General features: G+C 60.9%; 15 protein-coding genes and 1 pseudogene. 9 read left to right on the top strand and 7 right to left on the bottom strand.

Annotated features, from left to right (window positions below; all coding sequences use genetic code 11):
- The first annotated feature begins 87 nt into the window (after window positions 1-87).
- Window positions 88-378 (top strand): pyrimidine/purine nucleoside phosphorylase, encoded by a 291-nt coding sequence (ppnP, locus tag ACJ8KE_RS13060; RefSeq protein WP_261425516.1) that lies wholly within the window; start codon window positions 88-90, stop codon window positions 376-378.
- Between the two features lie 65 nt (window positions 379-443).
- Here the strand turns inward: ppnP and rdgC are convergent, their stop codons facing one another.
- Entirely contained in the window at window positions 444-1,355 is a 912-nt protein-coding gene (gene rdgC / locus ACJ8KE_RS13055; protein ID WP_004940461.1) for a recombination-associated protein RdgC, read from the bottom strand.
- A gap of 217 nt (window positions 1,356-1,572) precedes the next feature.
- On the opposite strand from rdgC, the gene mak reads away from it, so the two are divergent.
- From mak to ACJ8KE_RS13040, 3 genes are all read left to right on the top strand, one after another.
- Window positions 1,573-2,487, top strand: a complete 915-nt coding sequence (gene mak, locus ACJ8KE_RS13050) for a fructokinase (RefSeq protein WP_048796822.1) — start codon at window positions 1,573-1,575, stop codon at window positions 2,485-2,487.
- Window positions 2,488-2,589: 102 nt separating this feature from the next.
- Window positions 2,590-2,823: a type II toxin-antitoxin system Phd/YefM family antitoxin gene (locus tag ACJ8KE_RS13045; protein WP_442517258.1), complete on the top strand. Its 234-nt coding sequence runs from the start codon at window positions 2,590-2,592 to the stop codon at window positions 2,821-2,823.
- Window positions 2,820-3,206, top strand: coding sequence for a type II toxin-antitoxin system VapC family toxin (locus tag ACJ8KE_RS13040; RefSeq protein WP_149559405.1), 387 nt, complete (start codon window positions 2,820-2,822; stop codon window positions 3,204-3,206). Before ACJ8KE_RS13045 ends, ACJ8KE_RS13040 begins: the two co-directional genes overlap by 4 nt.
- On the opposite strand, the gene licT is transcribed toward ACJ8KE_RS13040, so the two are convergent.
- The 3 genes from licT to sbcD all read right to left on the bottom strand — a co-directional run bounded on the left by licT (window position 3,203) and on the right by sbcD (window position 8,763).
- Window positions 3,203-4,051, bottom strand: coding sequence for a BglG family transcription antiterminator LicT (gene licT / locus ACJ8KE_RS13035; protein ID WP_015376821.1), 849 nt, complete (start codon window positions 4,049-4,051; stop codon window positions 3,203-3,205). The two genes, ACJ8KE_RS13040 and licT, sit on opposite strands and share 4 nt — an antisense overlap.
- Before the next feature lie 231 nt (window positions 4,052-4,282).
- On the bottom strand, window positions 4,283-7,534 hold the full coding sequence (gene sbcC / locus ACJ8KE_RS13030; protein ID WP_442517257.1) for an exonuclease subunit SbcC: 3,252 nt from the start codon (window positions 7,532-7,534) through the stop codon (window positions 4,283-4,285).
- Window positions 7,531-8,763 carry an exonuclease subunit SbcD gene (gene sbcD, locus ACJ8KE_RS13025; protein ID WP_079450867.1) on the bottom strand — a complete coding sequence of 411 codons (1,233 nt, stop codon included), beginning with the start codon at window positions 8,761-8,763 and terminating at the stop codon, window positions 7,531-7,533. The genes sbcC and sbcD overlap by 4 nt, the downstream gene beginning before the upstream one ends.
- A gap of 215 nt (window positions 8,764-8,978) precedes the next feature.
- On the opposite strand from sbcD, the gene phoB reads away from it, so the two are divergent.
- From phoB to proY, 5 genes are all read left to right on the top strand, one after another.
- Window positions 8,979-9,668, top strand: a complete 690-nt coding sequence (gene phoB, locus ACJ8KE_RS13020; RefSeq protein ID WP_004940438.1) for a phosphate response regulator transcription factor PhoB — start codon at window positions 8,979-8,981, stop codon at window positions 9,666-9,668.
- 24 nt (window positions 9,669-9,692) lie between these two features.
- On the top strand, window positions 9,693-11,009 hold the full coding sequence (gene phoR / locus ACJ8KE_RS13015) for a phosphate regulon sensor histidine kinase PhoR (protein WP_004940434.1): 1,317 nt from the start codon (window positions 9,693-9,695) through the stop codon (window positions 11,007-11,009).
- Window positions 11,010-11,023: 14 nt separating this feature from the next.
- A complete protein-coding gene (locus tag ACJ8KE_RS13010; protein WP_016928888.1) occupies window positions 11,024-11,986 on the top strand; it encodes a PstS family phosphate ABC transporter substrate-binding protein in 963 nt (320 codons plus the stop codon).
- A 486-nt stretch (window positions 11,987-12,472) separates the two neighbouring features.
- Window positions 12,473-13,789, top strand: coding sequence for a branched-chain amino acid transport system II carrier protein (gene brnQ, locus ACJ8KE_RS13005; RefSeq protein ID WP_016928887.1), 1,317 nt, complete (start codon window positions 12,473-12,475; stop codon window positions 13,787-13,789).
- 73 nt (window positions 13,790-13,862) lie between these two features.
- Window positions 13,863-15,269, top strand: a complete 1,407-nt coding sequence (gene proY, locus ACJ8KE_RS13000) for a proline-specific permease ProY (protein WP_097103129.1) — start codon at window positions 13,863-13,865, stop codon at window positions 15,267-15,269.
- A 45-nt stretch (window positions 15,270-15,314) separates the two neighbouring features.
- Here the strand turns inward: proY and ACJ8KE_RS12995 are convergent, their stop codons facing one another.
- The 3 genes and pseudogenes from ACJ8KE_RS12995 to ACJ8KE_RS12985 all read right to left on the bottom strand — a co-directional run bounded on the left by ACJ8KE_RS12995 (window position 15,315) and on the right by ACJ8KE_RS12985 (window position 16,235).
- Entirely contained in the window at window positions 15,315-15,602 is a 288-nt protein-coding gene (locus ACJ8KE_RS12995; protein ID WP_025160069.1) for a HigA family addiction module antitoxin, read from the bottom strand.
- Window positions 15,602-15,880: pseudogene (locus tag ACJ8KE_RS12990) on the bottom strand (type II toxin-antitoxin system RelE/ParE family toxin). Before ACJ8KE_RS12990 ends, ACJ8KE_RS12995 begins: the two are co-directional and overlap by 1 nt.
- A gap of 85 nt (window positions 15,881-15,965) precedes the next feature.
- Complete coding sequence (locus tag ACJ8KE_RS12985; protein ID WP_016928883.1) at window positions 15,966-16,235, bottom strand: hypothetical protein; 270 nt, start codon at window positions 16,233-16,235, stop codon at window positions 15,966-15,968.
- Between the last annotated feature and the right edge of the window lie 97 nt (window positions 16,236-16,332).

Raw genomic sequence — 16,332 nt, 5'->3', positions numbered from 1 at the left:
CGCATTTCGCGCGAAAAACCAGTGACAGATCAACCGCAATCCCCCAATATGGATTTTCCATCAAGATGATTACGCGGGTGCCAGTCTATGCTGAAAGTGAATGAGTATTTTGCCGGAAAAGTGAAGTCTATCGGTTTTGACAGTAGCAGCATCGGTCTTACCAGCGTGGGCGTGATGGAAGAGGGCGAATACACCTTCTCCACCGCGCAGCCGGAAGAAATGACGGTGATCACCGGAGCGCTGAAAGTGCTGCTGCCGGGGGCGCCGGACTGGCAGGTGTTTACGCCGGGCGAGAAGTTCTTCGTGCCGGGGCACAGCGAGTTCAACCTGCAGGTGGCCGACGTCACCGCCTATCTGTGCCGCTACCTGAGCAAATAAACGTTGCTCGTTAGGGGAACGCAGGGCTCAGCGAAGGCTGGGCCCTGGTCGTTTCTGAGGCGGGATTAACGCTGGGCTTCGCCGCCGAGCGCTTCGATGGTGTTTTTGATCAACGCCGCCAGCTCGCTGGTCATCAGGATAAAGTCGGCGTCAAAGCGCTGGGCGAAGTCATCGCGATCGATATCGTCGTTCTGCTCGCGCAGCGTGTCGGCGAACTTCAGGCGCTTGAGCGAGCCGTCGTCCGACAGCATCAGCTGGATGCGCTCCTGCCAGTCCACCGCCAGCTTGGTCACCAGCTTGCCGGCTTCGATGTGCACCGCGATTTCGTCGCTGATCAGATTCTGCTTCTTGCAGCGGATCACGCCGCCTTCTTCCAGAATCGCTTTCAGTTCCGCTTCATCCTGAATGGCGAAGCCGGCCGGCATCTCGCCGGAACGCACCCATTCGGTCAGCGTCAGTTCGATCGGGCTTTCCATGGTCAGCGGCACTACCGGCAGCGAGCCGAGGCTTTTGCGCAGCAGCGCCAGCGTGTCTTCGGCGCGTTTGGCGCTGGCGGCGTCGACCATGATCAGATCGTTGACAGTGTCGATCCACATGAAGGTCTGGTTGAAGCGGCTGAACGCGCGCGGCAGCAGGCTGTGCAGCACTTCATCTTTCAGCGCGTCCTTCTCGGTTTTCTTCAGTTTGCGGTGTTGCTCCGCCTCCAGGCGCTCAATCTTGGCCTGCAGCTCTTGCTTGATCACCGGCGACGGCAGGATTTTCTCTTCCTTGCGCGCGCAGATGACGATCTGGCCGTTGACCGCGTGCGTCAGCGCATCGCTGTGCGAGCCCATCGGGGAGACCCAGCCGGTCTTCGCCATGTCCTGGCTGCCGCACGGCGTGAAGGCGAACGCGCTGAGTTGTTTTTCCATTTCATCCGCGTTTAACGCCACTTCGCGGCTCAAACGGTAAACCATCAAATTCTTAAACCACAGCATAATGTTATCCCTGGCTGGGCGTGCGTTCGGCACGCTGATTCGTCAAAAGCAGGGCGGCATGATAACGAATTGACGCTGAAAAATCGCCCCATTCTCTCCGAATTGCGTCGCTTTGCGCACCGGGGAAGGACGGGACGGAGAATGGGAAACAGGTGATTCATTCGCGCGCTTACATTAGGCTGTGACAACGCTGCGTGGCATTGAGGAGAAAAAATACGTGCGCATTGGCATCGACTTGGGTGGAACAAAAATTGAAGTGATCGCGTTGGCGAATGACGGGCGAGAGCTGTTTCGCCATCGCATCGCCACGCCGCGCCATGACTACCGGCAAACCCTGGCGGCGATCGCCGGACTGGTGAAACTGGCGGAGGATCATACCGGCGAACGAGGATCGGTCGGGATCGGCATTCCCGGCACGCTGTCGCCGTTTACCGGGCGGGTGAAGAACGCCAACTCGGTGTGGCTCAACGGCCAGCCGCTGGATAAGGATCTGTCGGCGCTGCTGGCGCGCGAGGTGCGCATCGCCAACGACGCCAACTGCCTGGCGGTGTCGGAAGCCACCGATGGCGCCGGCGCCGGCGCGAAAACCGTGTTTGCGGTCATCATCGGCACCGGCTGCGGCGCCGGCGTGGCGCTGAACGGCCAGGCGCATTCCGGCGGCAACGGCATTGCCGGCGAATGGGGCCACAACCCGCTGCCGTGGCAGGATGACGATGAGCTGCGTTACGCCCGCGAAGTGCCGTGCTACTGCGGCAAACCGGGCTGCATCGAAACCTTTATTTCCGGCACCGGTTTCGCCACCGACTATGCGCGCCTGAGCGGCAACGCGCTGCAAGGGCATGAGATCATGGCGCTGAGCGAGCGGGGCGATGCGCTGGCGGAGCAGGCGATCGTACGTTACGAAATGCGATTGGCGAAATCGCTGGCGCACGTGATCAACATGCTGGATCCGGACGTGGTGGTGCTCGGCGGCGGCATGAGCAACGTGGATCGCCTGTACCGCACGGTGCCGCAGCGAGTGAAAGACTGGGTGTTCGGCGGCGAGTGTGAAACGCCGATCCGCAAGGCGGTTCACGGCGACTCCAGCGGCGTGCGCGGCGCGGCCTGGCTGTGGCCGCAACAGCAGCGCTAAGCGTTGCAACAAAGCGCGAGGCTGCTCGCGCTTTAAACCCTTCACTGTACAAAAACTGGACGGCGCTTTATGCTTTAGCTAACTTAGCTAAGGAGGACGCGTATGCCGATTCAGGCCAATATGCACGAAGCCAAATCCAATCTGAGTCAGTTGGCGGACAGAGCCTCGGAGGGAGAAACCGTGATTATTGCAAAAGCAGGGAAGCCGTACGTACAGCTGGTCGCCATCAAGGGGGAAGCGCGCCGCCCTGGCGCCGCCAAGGGCAAGTTCACCGTGCCGGCGGATTTCAACGCGGGGGATGCGGCCATTGCGGCGTTGTTTGAGGGCGATGAATGAAGCGCCTGTTGCTGGATACCCACGCGTTGCTGTGGTGGTTGATTGATGACGCCTGCCTGGGCGCGAACGCCAAAAGGCAGATCGCCGATCCGGGCAATGCGGTGTACGTCAGCGCGGTCAGCATTTGGGAGATCTCGATCAAGCAGGCGCTGGGCAAACTGGCGCTGCCGGAAGACATCTTTGCGATCATCGAGGCCGAGGATTTTCTGTCGTTGCCGATGGACGCCTTTCACTGCCAACAGGCCGGGCAGTTGCCGCCCTATCATCAGGATCCTTTCGATCGCATGCTGATCGCACAGGCGCAGGCCGAGGGGCTGACGCTGATCTCCGCCGACGCGGTGTTTCCGCAGTACGGCGTGCGGGTGGCGGACGCCCGCCGTTAAACCGGCTTTTCCTCGCTTTCGCTGCGCACCCGTTCGATATGAATGGTCAGAAACATCATCTCTTCCGTGGTGAGCTGATGCTGATAGTGCTTTTCGATGTGGCGGTTGATCTTGCCGGCGCAGGCGAAAGACTCGCGGTATTTCTCTTTCACCACCTGATACAGCGAGTCGTCGTCGCTGTCGACGTAGTTTTTCCCCAGCAGGCGCTGGGCGAAGAACTTCAAATGGGTGACGAAGCGGTGGTAGCTTAGGGATTCCTCGTTGTAATCAAAGCGGAAATGGTATTTGACCAGGTTGAGGATCTCTTGCATCACGCGGGTGATGTGCAGCGTGTTATGCATCTCGTCGTTAAGCTGAGCGTTGACCAGGTGCAGGGCGATAAATCCGGCTTCGTCTTCCGGCAGCGCGGTATCCAGCCGCTGGGCGATCAGGGCCAGCGCCTCCAGCCCGACGGCGAACTCGGCCGGGTAGAGCTTTTTAATCTCCCACAGCAGCGCATTTTTGATATCCAGCCCTTGCGCATGGCGCTGCAGGGCGAAGTGGATGTGATCGGTCAGCGTGATGTAGACGATGTTATGCAGCTTGCCCGGCAGGCGTTCGCGGGCAAGGGTGATGATCCTGTCGGCGGTGGTGACGCAGGCCAATGGGATCTCGGCGAGCAGCTCTTTATAGCGCTCGGCGATTTCACCGCCGTTATGGGTGAAGACCTTTTCGATCAGGCTTTCGTCCAGCGTATCGCCGGGCTTCTTTTTAAAGCCGATTCCTTTTCCCATCACCACCGTCTCTGCCTGACGGTCGTCCAGCGTAATCACCACGTTATTATTGAGTATTTTAGCGATTTTCATGGTTTTTCCCGGTGTTTCAGCATCCTGAAAACGAAAAAACCTGACGCCCGGAAGCGATCCCGGGCGTCAGGTTTTGCCTGTATTTTATGTTTCTGCCCTGCGGCCTGAGCGGCGGAGGGGATACAGTAACAATCCTGTTATGCTGGCATAATAACCCGTGCCCGCCGCGGCTCAACGCTTTTCACCGCGGAGTGCCGCCGCGGTCACACTTCTGCGCGGCGCGCGGCGGGATCATTCCAGCCTGAAGTGCGCCTCCAGCCGGCTGACGCCGAGCCCGTTGACCTTTTTCACCTTGATCTGCACCGGAATGCGTTCTTTCATCGCCTCGACGTGGCTGATCACGCCGATGGTTTTGCCGGAGGCGTTCAGGCTGTCCAGCGCGTCCAGCGCGGTATCGAGGGTTTCGGCATCCAGCGTGCCGAAACCTTCGTCGAGGAACAGCGAGTCGATGCTGGTTTTGTGGCTGACCAAATCGGACAACGCCAGCGCCAGCGCCAGGCTGACCAGGAAGCTCTCGCCGCCGGACAGGGTGCGGGTATCGCGCAGCGCGTCGGCCTGCCAGGTGTCCACCACCTGCAGCTCCAGCGCGTCGCTGGTCTTACGCTGCAGCAGGTAGCGCCCGTGCAGCCGACCGAGTTGAAGGTTGGCCAGATACACCAGATGATCGAGCGTCAGCCCCTGAGCGAAGCGGCGGAATTTGTCGCCCTCTTTTGAGCCGATCAGCTGGTTGAGGCAGCTCCAGTCGTCGTAGTCTTGCTGGCTGCGGGCGATCTGCTCGAACAGCGCCTGTTGATTGAGACGGCGTTCGGCGTCGCTTTCCAGCTGGTTGCGCAGTTCGCCCTGGCGCAGCTGCAGCGCCTTCAACTGCTGTGCCAGTTCGGCCAGCGATTGGGTGAGCGCATCGAGATCCGCGTTGGCTTCATCCACCCCTTCAGGGCGGTTTTGCCGGTGCTGCTCCAGCGTTTGCGTCGCCTGCGTCAGCAGGGCGGCGGCCTCCACCTGCCGCTGTTGCAGCTGTTCTTTGCGCTGTTGCAATTCGCGGCGCAGGACATCGTCCAGCAGCGCGGCGGTGAAGGCGGTTTCATCGGCGAATTCGCTGTCGGCCAGCGCCTGCTGCCACTGCTGCTGCGCCTGCTGCAGCCGCTCCTGCATCTGAGTGTGTTGATGTTGCAGCCCGGCCTGCTGGCCGGCCAGGCGTTCGCGCAGTTCCTGCGCCTTTTGCCACTGCTCGGCGGCCTGAACGCTGGCCTGTTCGCAGGCGGTTTGTTTGGCGCGCAGCTGTTCGCGCACCTCGGCGACCTGCTGTTCGCCGAACAGCGCCAGCCGCTGCGCGCGTCGTTCGGCAAGGGTCTTCTCGCCTTCTTGCCAGCGTTGATGCAGCTCTTGCTGCTGTTGCAGGCTGTCGGCGTGGGCTTTCTGCAGCAGCGTAAAGCGTTCTTCGAGCAACGCCAGCTGTTGCTGCGTCTGCTGCTGCTGCGTTTGCAGAGCGATGAGCGCATCCTTCGCCTGCTGTACCGCCTGCGCCGCCTGTTCATGCTGTTGCAGCGCGTGTTGCCCGCGCCGTTCTTCGTCGTCGCAGCCGTTCAGCCAGGCGCTGAGTTGCTCGCCATCCGCCAGCGTAAAGTCGAACGCCAACGGCGCGCTGAGCTGCCGCCACTGCTGCTGTTGCCCGGCCAGCTGTTGTTCATCCTGCGCGATGGTTTGCTGCTGACGCTGCAATTGCTGTTGCAGGTTGTCGTAACGGGCTCGCAGCTCGACGCCTTGTTTTTGCAATGCTTCGGTCTGGACTTTCATTTGCTCCAGACGTTGCGCGGTTTCTGACAGTTTTACCTCTTGGTATTGTTCTACCGCCGGGTGCTCGCATGAGCCGCACAGCGGGCAGGGGGCGCCGGGTTGCAAACGGGCGCGCTCGGCCTCCAGACCCACGATCCGTTGTTCCAGCGCATAGGTTTTTTCAACATCGGCCTGGTGGGCTTTCTGCTGCTTAAATTGCTGACGGATGAGTTCTAGCTGTGGTTCCAACTGGGTAAGTTCGTGTTGGCCGCTGTTTAGCTCTTGCCGCTGTTGTTCCAGCCGTTTAACGATTTGCTGCGATAAAGAAGCGAGAGCAAATAACTGCCGGCGCGTCGGGCGCAGATCCGCCAGGGCGCTCAGGCGTTGGCGCAGCGGGGCCAACGGCGTTTGCGCCTCCAGCGCCTGTTGCTGCTGTTGTTGAACGGCCAGCGCTTCGGTCAGCGCGTTCAACTGCTGCTGATGCTGTGCGGCCTGCGTCGTCAGTTGGCTGCGCTGGGCGGTGAGCTGCTCCAGCGCGGTCTGCTGCTGGGCGCATTGCTGCGCGGCGGCATCGCCGGCCTGTCGCCGCTCGGCCTGTGTCGACTGCAGTTGGGCTATTTGATGGTCGAGCGGGGCCACCTGGTCATCGATCAACTGTTGCTGTTGCCGCATATGCTCGGCATGGGCTTGCTGCGCCAGACGGGTTTTTTCCACCGCCTGCTGCAGCGGCGCCAGCTGCGCCGAGTGCTGTTCCTGTTGTTGCGTCAGCTGGGCTGCCTGCTGTTGTATCGTCTGCAGCTCGGCGCGGCAACGATCGCGTTCGCCGCGCAGCGGCCGCAATTTCTCGGCCGGTTCGCTGCGCGCCAGCCGCTGCAGCTGCGGGGCGGCCTCCGCCTGCTCGCGCTGGGCGGTGTCCAGCCGCAATTGCCCCTCGCTTTGCTGTTGCCGGAGGCGTTGCCATTGCTGCAGCCAGCTCAGCGCCTGTTGCTGCCGCTGGGTTTGCTCGCCGAGGGCGATTTCCTGCGCGCTCAGCGCCATCAGCTGTTCGGCCAGAGACTGGCGCTGCTCGTCGTTCAGCAGTTCGATGCCGCTGGCGCGTTGATGCAACGCATCCAGGTCGGTTTTGGCCTGCTTGTGCGACTCGAACACCTGTTCGGACAACCGCCCGTAGATTTCGGTGCCGGTCAGCTCTTCCAGCAGTTCGGCGCGATCGTTGGCGTCGGCGTTGAGGAACGCGGCGAACTGCCCCTGAGACAGCATCATCGATTTGGTGAAGCGGCCAAAGTCCAGCCCGGTGATGGCGGCGGTAAGCTCCAGCTTGTCGCGCACCTTGTCCGCCAGGATCTTGCCGTCCTCGCGGCGCGCCAGTTCGACCTTCGGCGCCTGCAGATTGCCGTCCGGCGCGTTTTTGGCGCGGCGCTGGCTCCAGAAGGCGCGATAGCCGACGCCCTTGACCTCGAATTCAACCTCCGCCAGCGATTCGGAGGTGTGGCGGGTCATCAGTTCATTCTGGCTCGGCGTGACGTTGAGGCGCGGCGTCTGGTGGTACAGCGCCAGGCAGATGGCGTCCAGCAGGGTGGTTTTGCCCGCGCCGGTCGGGCCGGTAATGGCGAACAGGCCGTTGCTGGCGAACGGCTCGGCGGTGAAGTCAATTTTCCATTCGCCCTGCAGCGAGTTGAGGTTTTTTAACCGCAGGCTGAGGATCTTCATGGGTTGGTCTCCTCGGCGTTGTGCTGCACCGCTTCGACCACCTGGCGGAACAGTTGGTGCATCCGCCGTTGGCGCGCTTCGGGCATGTCGGCCTCCTGTGTCAGACGCCGTTCGAACACCTCGTTGACGCTCAGCTCGTTCAGCGTTTCTTTATCCTGCTGCGCGATCGCCTGGCGGCGCTGCTCTTTACTGCGCCGCAGCAGCACCACTTCCACCGGCAGCTCATCCGCCATCAGCTGGATGCGGCGCTGGATGTCGCTGAGGTAGTCCTGCGTCGCCACTTCGATATCCAGCCACACCGGCAGCTCGCCGGCATGGTCGGCAAATTGCCGCAGCTGCCGTTCGATCTCGGCCAGATCGCCTTTGATCAGTTGCATGGGCTGAAACTGCGGGATCGTTAACGCGTCTACCCGCTGCAAAGCGCCGTCGGCGAAATCGACCAGGAAGACGCTTTTGGCTTTGCCCAGCTCATCGAAGCTGAGCGGGATCGGTGAGCCGCTATAGCGAATATGCTCCGATTTGGCGACGTTCTGCGCGCGGTGAATGTGGCCCAACGCGATATAGTCGGCGGGCGGGAAGGCCTGCGCCGGGAAGGCGTCGAGGGTGCCGATATAGATGTCGCGCACCGAGTCGGAGGTGGTGACGCCGACGGTGGTCAGGTGGCCGGTGGCGACGATCGGCAGCGGTAGGCCCAGCTGGTCGCGGCGCTCGCAGGCCGCCTGATACAGCGCTTGGTAATGTTCGGCGATGGCTTCCTGCAGCGCCTGCTGTTTCTGCGCGCCGGATTCGCCGGCGCGGCTGGTGAGCAGGTCGCGTGGCCGCAGGAACGGGATGGCGCAAAGCACCGCGCCCGGCTGGCCGTCGCGTTGGTTAAGCACCACGATCTGTTGTTCCGGGGCGCCCTGCGCGCTGGCGATCACCGTGGTGTTCAGGCAAGAGAGCAGTTCACGCGATTCGTTCAGCGTTGCGACCGAATCGTGGTTGCCGCCCAGCACCACTAATTGGCAGCCGGTGCGCTGCAGTTCCACCACGAAGCGATTGTACAGCTCGCGGGCATAGCTGGGCGGCGAGCCGGTATCGAACAGATCCCCGGCGACGATCAGCGCATCCACCTGCTGCTGTTCGATCTGTTCGATCAGCCAGTTCAGAAAAGCCTGGTGCTCGGCGGCGCGGCTTTTGGTGAAAAAGTACTGGCCAAGGTGCCAGTCAGAGGTGTGGATCAGGCGCATGACACTCCCGGATGCGAAGATAATGGCGATGATTATAAAGGCCACGGCGGCGGCTGTCCCGGCGCAATGATGATGACAACCGGATGATTTTTCGTTACTGCGGGAAATAATCGCTATGCTTACTGCCTATAACAGCCGGTTTTTTTCATAAAAGTGTCACAAAACTGACGCATAATGGCGCCCGAAAAGTCGCTAACACATTGGCAGGATTGACGATGGCAAGACGCATACTGGTGGTGGAAGACGAAGCGCCGATCCGTGAGATGGTGTGCTTTGTGTTGGAACAGAATGGTTACCAACCGTTGGAAGCCGAGGATTATGACAGCGCCGTGACGCGTCTGTCTGAGCCGTTCCCTGATTTGGTGTTGCTTGACTGGATGTTGCCCGGCGGTTCCGGCATTCAGTTTATCAAACATATGAAGCGCGAAGCGCTGACCCGCGATATCCCGGTGATGATGCTGACCGCGCGCGGCGAAGAAGAAGACCGGGTGCGCGGCCTGGAAGTGGGGGCGGATGATTACATCACCAAGCCGTTCTCGCCCAAGGAGCTGGTGGCGCGCATCAAGGCGGTCATGCGCCGCATTTCGCCGATGGCGGTGGAGGAGGTGATTGAAATGCAAGGGCTGAGCCTGGACCCGTCCTCCCACCGCGTGATGGCGAACGATCAGGCGCTGGACATGGGGCCGACCGAGTTCAAGCTGCTGCACTTCTTTATGACCCACCCGGAGCGGGTTTATAGCCGTGAGCAGTTGCTTAATCACGTCTGGGGCACTAACGTTTATGTGGAAGACCGTACCGTTGACGTGCATATCCGTCGGCTCCGCAAAGCGTTAGAAACCAGTGGGCATGATAAAATGGTTCAAACCGTTCGGGGCACCGGCTACCGGTTCTCAACGCGCTACTGATCGCGCCGCGCTGGAGAATATGCCGTGTTAGAACGTCTGTCGTGGAAGAGGCTGGCTCTGGAGCTGGCTCTTTTCTGTCTGCCCGCCTTACTGCTGGGGCTGATTTTCGGTTATCTGCCCTGGTTCCTGCTGGCCTCCGCGCTGGCAGCGCTGGTGTGGAATTTCTACAACCAGCTCAAACTCTCCCATTGGCTGTGGATCGACCGCAGCATGACGCCGCCGCCCGGCCGCTGGAGCTGGGAGCCGCTGTTCTATGGCCTGTATCAGATGCAGCAGCGCAACCGCCGCCGCCGGCGCGAGCTGGCGCTGCTGATCAAGCGCTTTCGCAGCGGGGCCGAATCGCTGCCTGACGCGGTGGTGATGACCACCGTCGAGGGCAACATCTTCTGGTGCAACGGGCTGGCGCAGCATCTGCTCGGCTTTCGCTGGCCGGAAGACAACGGCCAGCACATCCTTAACCTGCTGCGTTATCCGGAATTCAGCCACTATCTGCAACAGCAGGAGTTTTCGCGCCCGCTGACGCTGCAGCTGAACAACGAACACTACGTCGAATTCCGCGTGATGCCGTATTCCGAAGGGCAACTGCTGATGGTGGCGCGCGACGTCACCCAGATGCGCCAGCTGGAGGGCGCGCGGCGCAACTTCTTCGCCAACGTCAGTCATGAACTGCGCACGCCGCTGACGGTGCTGCAGGGCTATCTGGAGATGATGGGCGACGAAGAGCAGGATGGCTCGCTGCGCAGCAAGGCGCTTAGCACCATGCAAGAGCAGACCCGCCGGATGGACGGGCTGGTCAAGCAGCTGCTGACGCTGTCGCGCATCGAGGCGGCGCCCAATGTCGACATGAACGAGCGCGTGGATATCCCGCTGATGCTGCGGGTGTTGCAGCGCGAGGCGCAATCGCTGAGCGGCGGGAATCACGAGATCACCTTCCGGGTGAACGAACAGCTCAACGTGTTCGGCAATGAAGACCAGTTGCGCAGCGCGGTGTCTAACCTGGTGTACAACGCGGTCAACCACACGCCGAAGGGCACCCATATCGAAGTCAGCTGGCAGCAGACGGCGCACGGCGCGCAATTCCAGGTCAGCGACAACGGGCCGGGCATCGCAGCCGAGCATCTGCCGCGCCTGACAGAGCGTTTTTATCGCGTCGACAAGGCCCGTTCGCGCCAGACCGGCGGCAGCGGGCTGGGGCTGGCGATCGTCAAGCACGCGCTCAGCCATCACGACGCGCGGCTGGAGATCCTCAGCGAACCGGGGATCGGCACCCGCTTTATCTTTACCTTGCCCAATCGGTTGATTGTTCCCGCCGCTTTATCAGAGAATGCGGTGAAAAATTAACGCGAGACACCGGTATGACCCGAATTACCCGAGGGCTGTTGCTTTGCCTGGCGCTGCTGGCCGGACGCGGCGCGCTGGCGCAGCCTGACGGCATGTTGGCGGGCAACCTGTCCAGCGTCGGCTCCGACACGCTGGCGAATTTGATGGCGCTGTGGGCGCAGGATTTCAGCCAGCATTATCCCAACGTCAACCTGCAGATCCAGGCCGCCGGTTCGTCGACCGCGCCGACCGCGTTGGCGGCGGGCGCCGCGCAGCTGGGCCCGATGAGCCGGCCGATGAAGGCGGCCGAGGTTTCGGCGTTCGAACACCGTTACGGTTATGCGCCGCTGGCGGTGCCGGTAGCGGTGGATGCGCTGGTGGTGTTGGTGCATCAGGACAATCCGCTGCGCGGCCTTAACCTGCAGCAGCTCGATCGCATTTTCTCCGCCACCCGGCGCTGCGGTGAAAGCCAGCCGCTGACGCGCTGGGGCGAGCTGGGGTTGCGCGGCGACTGGGCGACACGCTCGCTGCAACGCTTCGGCCGCAACTCGGCGTCCGGCACCTACGGCTATTTCAAACTGCGCGCGCTGTGCGGCGGCGATTTCATGCCGCGCGTCAATGAGCTGCCCGGTTCGGCTTCGGTGGTGCAGGCGGTGGCCGGTTCGCTCAACGGCATCGGCTACGCCAGCATCGGTTTTCGCGCCAGCGGCGTGCGGCTGCTGCCGCTGGCGGAGTCGGGAGAAGACTATGTCGCGCCTACCGCCGCCAACGTGCGCAACGATCGCTACCCGCTGTCGCGCTATCTGTATATCTACATCAACAAAGCCCCCAATCAACCGCTGGAGCCGTTGACCGCCGCGTTCCTCGATCGCGTGCTGTCGACACCAGGGCAAAGCTTGGTCAACCACGACGGCTATCTGCCGCTGCCGCCGGCCGCCCTGCAGAAGACTCGTCAGGCGCTCGGGTTGCCACCGCTCGCGCTGGCCACGGCGCAATAAGCGACAAGAATCGGCGTAATTTTCGCCTTTTTTCACGGTAAAACGGAGCTTATACCACGCGAAAACCGGGCATTTATTGGCGTTTTCGCGCGGTAAAGCGATATATGCTTCACGTTTCGTGAATTCATTGTTCAAAAATGATACAAATCATGTAGTGTATATTTATTGATAGCCAATATGATCGACTGGTGGCTAAAGTTTATATGGTCGATAGCTCTGCTTTTCGCCGTGCGTCTTGCCTTGAAGCGCTATAAACGTTTACCTTAGCCTTCGTTGTCGGATTAAACCTCCATTTTTATAACTCCTAAAATTTTGCCCATCTTCATGAGCGGCCACTTTCGAATAGGGACATAAACGCCGGATCGACTGCGTTTAGGGTGCTTATTTGGCGCTGCGACGATCGGGCATGCCGGCAACCGGGTGGGGCGTTTCGCCACCACGCTATCGGACAATTTTTTTTCATTTGAACAGGCAACACGACATCGTATGAGTCATCGTTTAACGTCAAAAGATATCCTGGCACTGGGCTTCATGACCTTTGCCTTATTCGTTGGGGCCGGGAACATCATCTTCCCGCCGATGGTCGGCTTGCAGTCCGGTGAACACGTCTGGATCGCTGCGCTGGGCTTCCTGCTCACCGCCGTGGGCCTGCCGGTCATCACCGTCATCGCGCTGGCGCGCGTCGGCGGCGGCATCGACGCCCTCAGTTCGCCGATCGGCCGCGGCGCCGGCCTGCTGCTGGCGACCGTCTGCTACCTGGCCGTCGGCCCGCTGTTCGCCACGCCGCGCACCGCCACCGTGTCCTTCGAAGTGGGTATCGCCCCGCTGACCGGCGACGGCGCCATGCCGCTGTTCATCTACAGTCTGGTGTACTTCGCGCTGGTGATCGGCATCTCCCTGTATCCGGGCCGTCTGCTCGATACCGTCGGCCACGTGCTGGCGCCGCTGAAGATCGTCGCGCTGGCCGTACTGGGCATCGCCGCGCTGCTGTGGCCTGCCGGCGCGCCTATCCCGGCGACGGCGGCTTATCAGAGCGTGCCTTTCTCCTCCGGCTTCGTTAACGGCTATCTGACCATGGATACGCTGGGCGCGCTGGTATTCGGCATCGTTATCGTCAACGCGGCGCGCTCGCGCGGCGTGAAAGACGCCGGTCTGTTGACCCGTTACACCATTCTGGCCGGTTTGATCGCCGGCGTGGGTCTGACGCTGGTTTATCTGAGCCTGTTCAAGCTGGGCTCCGGCAGCGGCGCGCTGGTGCCTGACGCCACCAACGGCGCGGTGATCCTGCACGCTTACGTTCAGAACACCTTCGGCGGCCTCGGCAGCTTCTTCCTGGCGGCGCTGATCTTCATCGCCTGCATGGTGACCGCGGTGGGCTTGACCTGCGCCTGCGCCGAGTTCTTCGCGCAATACCTGCCGTTCTCTTACAAGACGCTGGTGTTTATCCTGGGCCTGTTCTCGATGGTGGTGTCCAACCTCGGCCTGAGCCACCTGATCCAGATCTCCATTCCGGTGCTGACCGCGATTTATCCGCCGTGCATCGTGCTGGTGGTGCTGAGCTTCACCCTGCGTTGGTGGCACAGCGCGCCGCGCATCATTGCGCCGGTGATGCTTGTCAGCCTGTTGTTTGGTATTCTTGACGCGGTGAAAGCGTCCAGTTTCCAGCAACTGCTGCCGGCCTGGTCCACTCACCTGCCGCTGGCGGAGCAGGGGTTGGCATGGTTGCCGCCTTCGCTGCTGATGTTGGCGCTGGTCGCGATTTATGATCGGGTGTGCACGCGTTCCCAAGTGACCGCGCACTGATAATCCCCCGGCTAAATCCAGGGCCACGGACATGTCCGTGGCTTTTTTTCGTTTAAAACTATGGGTCATTTTCATGCAACAACAGTCACCCACCACTGCCCCCGACAATAAGCTGAAACGCGGCCTCAGCACGCGTCATATCCGCTTTATGGCGCTGGGATCGGCCATTGGCACCGGGTTGTTCTACGGCTCGGCGGACGCCATCAAAATGGCCGGCCCGAGCGTGCTGCTGGCTTACCTGATCGGCGGCATCGTGGCCTTTATCATCATGCGCGCACTGGGGGAGATGTCGGTCAACAACCCGCAGGCCAGCTCATTTTCCCGCTACGCGCAGGACTACCTCGGCCCGATGGCGGGTTACATCACCGGCTGGACTTACTGCTTTGAGATCCTGATCGTCGCCATCGCCGACGTGACCGCCTTCGGCATCTATATGGGGGTTTGGTTCCCGGAAGTGCCGCACTGGATCTGGGTGCTGAGCGTGGTGCTGATCATCGGCGCCATCAACCTGATGAGCGTCAAGGTATTCGGCGAGCTGGAGTTCTGGTTCTCGTTCTTCAAGGTCGCCACCATCATCATCATGATCGCGGCCGGCATCGGCATCATCATCTGGGGTATCGGCAACGGCGGGCAACCGACCGGCATTCATAACCTGTGGTCGAACGGCGGCTTCTTCAGCAACGGTGTTATCGGCATGATCCTGTCGCTGCAGCTGGTGATGTTCGCTTACGGCGGCATTGAAATCATCGGCATCACCGCCGGCGAAGCCAAGGATCCGAAAAAATCGATTCCCAAAGCCATCAACTCAGTGCCGTGGCGCATTCTGGTGTTCTACGTCGGCACGCTGTTTGTCATCATGTCGATCTACCCGTGGAACCAGGTGGGCACCAACGGCAGCCCGTTCGTGCTGACCTTCCAGCATATGGGCATCACCGTGGCGGCGGGCATCCTCAACTTCGTGGTGATCACCGCTTCGCTGTCGGCGATCAACAGCGACGTGTTCGGCGTCGGCCGCATGCTGCATGGCATGGCCGAGCAAGGGCACGCGCCGAAGATGTTCAGCAAGGTGTCGAAACGCGGCATTCCCTGGGTGACGGTGGTGGTGATGATGCTGGCGCTGCTGCTGGCGGTATACCTCAACTACATCATGCCGGAGAGCGTGTTCCTGGTGATCGCCTCCCTGGCGACCTTCGCCACCGTGTGGGTGTGGATCATGATCCTGTTCTCGCAAATCGCCTTCCGCCGCAGCCTGAGCAAAGAGCAGGTGAAGCAGCTGGCGTTCCCGCTGCGCGGAGGGGTGTTCACCTCGGTGGTGGCGATCGTGTTCCTGGTGTTCATCATCGGCCTGATCGGTTACTTCCCGACCACGCGCGTCTCGCTGTACGCCGGCCTGGTCTGGGTGGTGTTGCTGCTGGCGGGGTACTGGTTCAAGGTCAACCATCAGAAAAAACGCGCGCCGTTGGCGACGCAGCAAGACTAAATGGAAAAACACCGGCTGAGGCCGGTGTTTTTTTAGGGGCAGGCGTTAAGCGAAGTCCAGCTTGCGCAGTTTCGAAACGTCGATGGACTGCCTGGCCTGCCACAGATCGTAAGCATCTTGCATGCCCATCCAGACCTGTTCGGAACTGCCTATTACGATGGACAGGCGGATGGCCATTTCCGGCGAGATATCGGATTTTCCGCTGATCAGGCGTTGAACCGTAGACGGCGCGACGTCCAATGCTTTGGCCAGCGCGCGTGCGCTGAGATTCAGCGTTTCCATGGTTTCTTTGATCAATTCTCCAGGATGAGGAGGATTATGCATGCGGTTCATTAGTGATAGTCCTCATAATTCACGATATAAACATCACCCTCGACCAGTTCAAACGTGATACGCCAGTTGCCGGTGACGGTGACGGATCACTGCCCGCTGCGAGCGCCCGTTAGCGGGTGCAAGAAGAAGCCGGGCAGATCTACGTCATCAATCACTTTCGCCAGATCCAGCACGCTCAGCCGCAGCGCGATTTTCTTCGCCTGCTTGGCGGCGATACCTGCCGTTGAACCGGTTTCGAAAAACTTTTTGAGTCCCTTATGCTTGAAGCTTCTTATCATCCTGATGGCTCCATGAGTGTTGCGCTATACGCATCACAGCCAGGTGTTGCGTGTGGCGCAACAAGATGGGGCGTTTTTTAACCTGCTATGCCAAGCGTTTGTCTTCCGCTTCCTCCTCCCCGGCGGCGCGCGCTTCGATGCGCATGCCGCCGTCGTTCAGCCGTTCCTCCTCTTCCTCGCCGGCGCAGCGCGCCAGCACTTCGCGAATGTCCTGCAGGTTGCTGCTGAGGGCGCTCAGCGAAGGTTGCAGATTGCGGGGCATGCGGCTTTCATCCAGCGACGCGCTGTGCAGGCAGCCGATAAACAGCAGGGTGGCCAGCAGGGTAAACAGCCGATGACGTATCCGTTTCAGCAAGGGCTTTCCCTCTCGGTGGTGAAGGTGATGGCGCATTAACGCCGTTTTCGCCGGGGAAAAGAAGGGGATGGAGATATCTGCTGGCAATTGAAAGAGA

Source organism: Serratia sp. CY56464 (assembly GCF_052168435.1).
GTDB lineage: Bacteria > Pseudomonadota > Gammaproteobacteria > Enterobacterales > Enterobacteriaceae > Serratia > Serratia marcescens.
Note: the sequence above shows the minus strand (reverse complement) of the source record. Positions and strands in the feature narration are given on the sequence as shown.

Excerpts from the sequence above, each read along its gene's own strand:
- ppnP (WP_261425516.1), top strand. The coding sequence starts at position 88 with ATGCTGAAAGTGAATGAGTATTTTGCCGGAAAAGTGAAGTCTATCGGT.
- rdgC (WP_004940461.1), bottom strand. The coding sequence starts at position 1,355 with ATGCTGTGGTTTAAGAATTTGATGGTTTACCGTTTGAGCCGCGAAGTG.
- ACJ8KE_RS13045 (WP_442517258.1), top strand. The coding sequence starts at position 2,590 with ATGCCGATTCAGGCCAATATGCACGAAGCCAAATCCAATCTGAGTCAG.
- ACJ8KE_RS13040 (WP_149559405.1), top strand. The coding sequence starts at position 2,820 with ATGAAGCGCCTGTTGCTGGATACCCACGCGTTGCTGTGGTGGTTGATT.
- licT (WP_015376821.1), bottom strand. The coding sequence starts at position 4,051 with ATGAAAATCGCTAAAATACTCAATAATAACGTGGTGATTACGCTGGAC.
- sbcC (WP_442517257.1), bottom strand. The coding sequence starts at position 7,534 with ATGAAGATCCTCAGCCTGCGGTTAAAAAACCTCAACTCGCTGCAGGGC.
- sbcD (WP_079450867.1), bottom strand. The coding sequence starts at position 8,763 with ATGCGCCTGATCCACACCTCTGACTGGCACCTTGGCCAGTACTTTTTC.
- phoB (WP_004940438.1), top strand. The coding sequence starts at position 8,979 with ATGGCAAGACGCATACTGGTGGTGGAAGACGAAGCGCCGATCCGTGAG.
- ACJ8KE_RS13010 (WP_016928888.1), top strand. The coding sequence starts at position 11,024 with ATGACCCGAATTACCCGAGGGCTGTTGCTTTGCCTGGCGCTGCTGGCC.
- brnQ (WP_016928887.1), top strand. The coding sequence starts at position 12,473 with ATGAGTCATCGTTTAACGTCAAAAGATATCCTGGCACTGGGCTTCATG.
- proY (WP_097103129.1), top strand. The coding sequence starts at position 13,863 with ATGCAACAACAGTCACCCACCACTGCCCCCGACAATAAGCTGAAACGC.
- ACJ8KE_RS12995 (WP_025160069.1), bottom strand. The coding sequence starts at position 15,602 with ATGAACCGCATGCATAATCCTCCTCATCCTGGAGAATTGATCAAAGAA.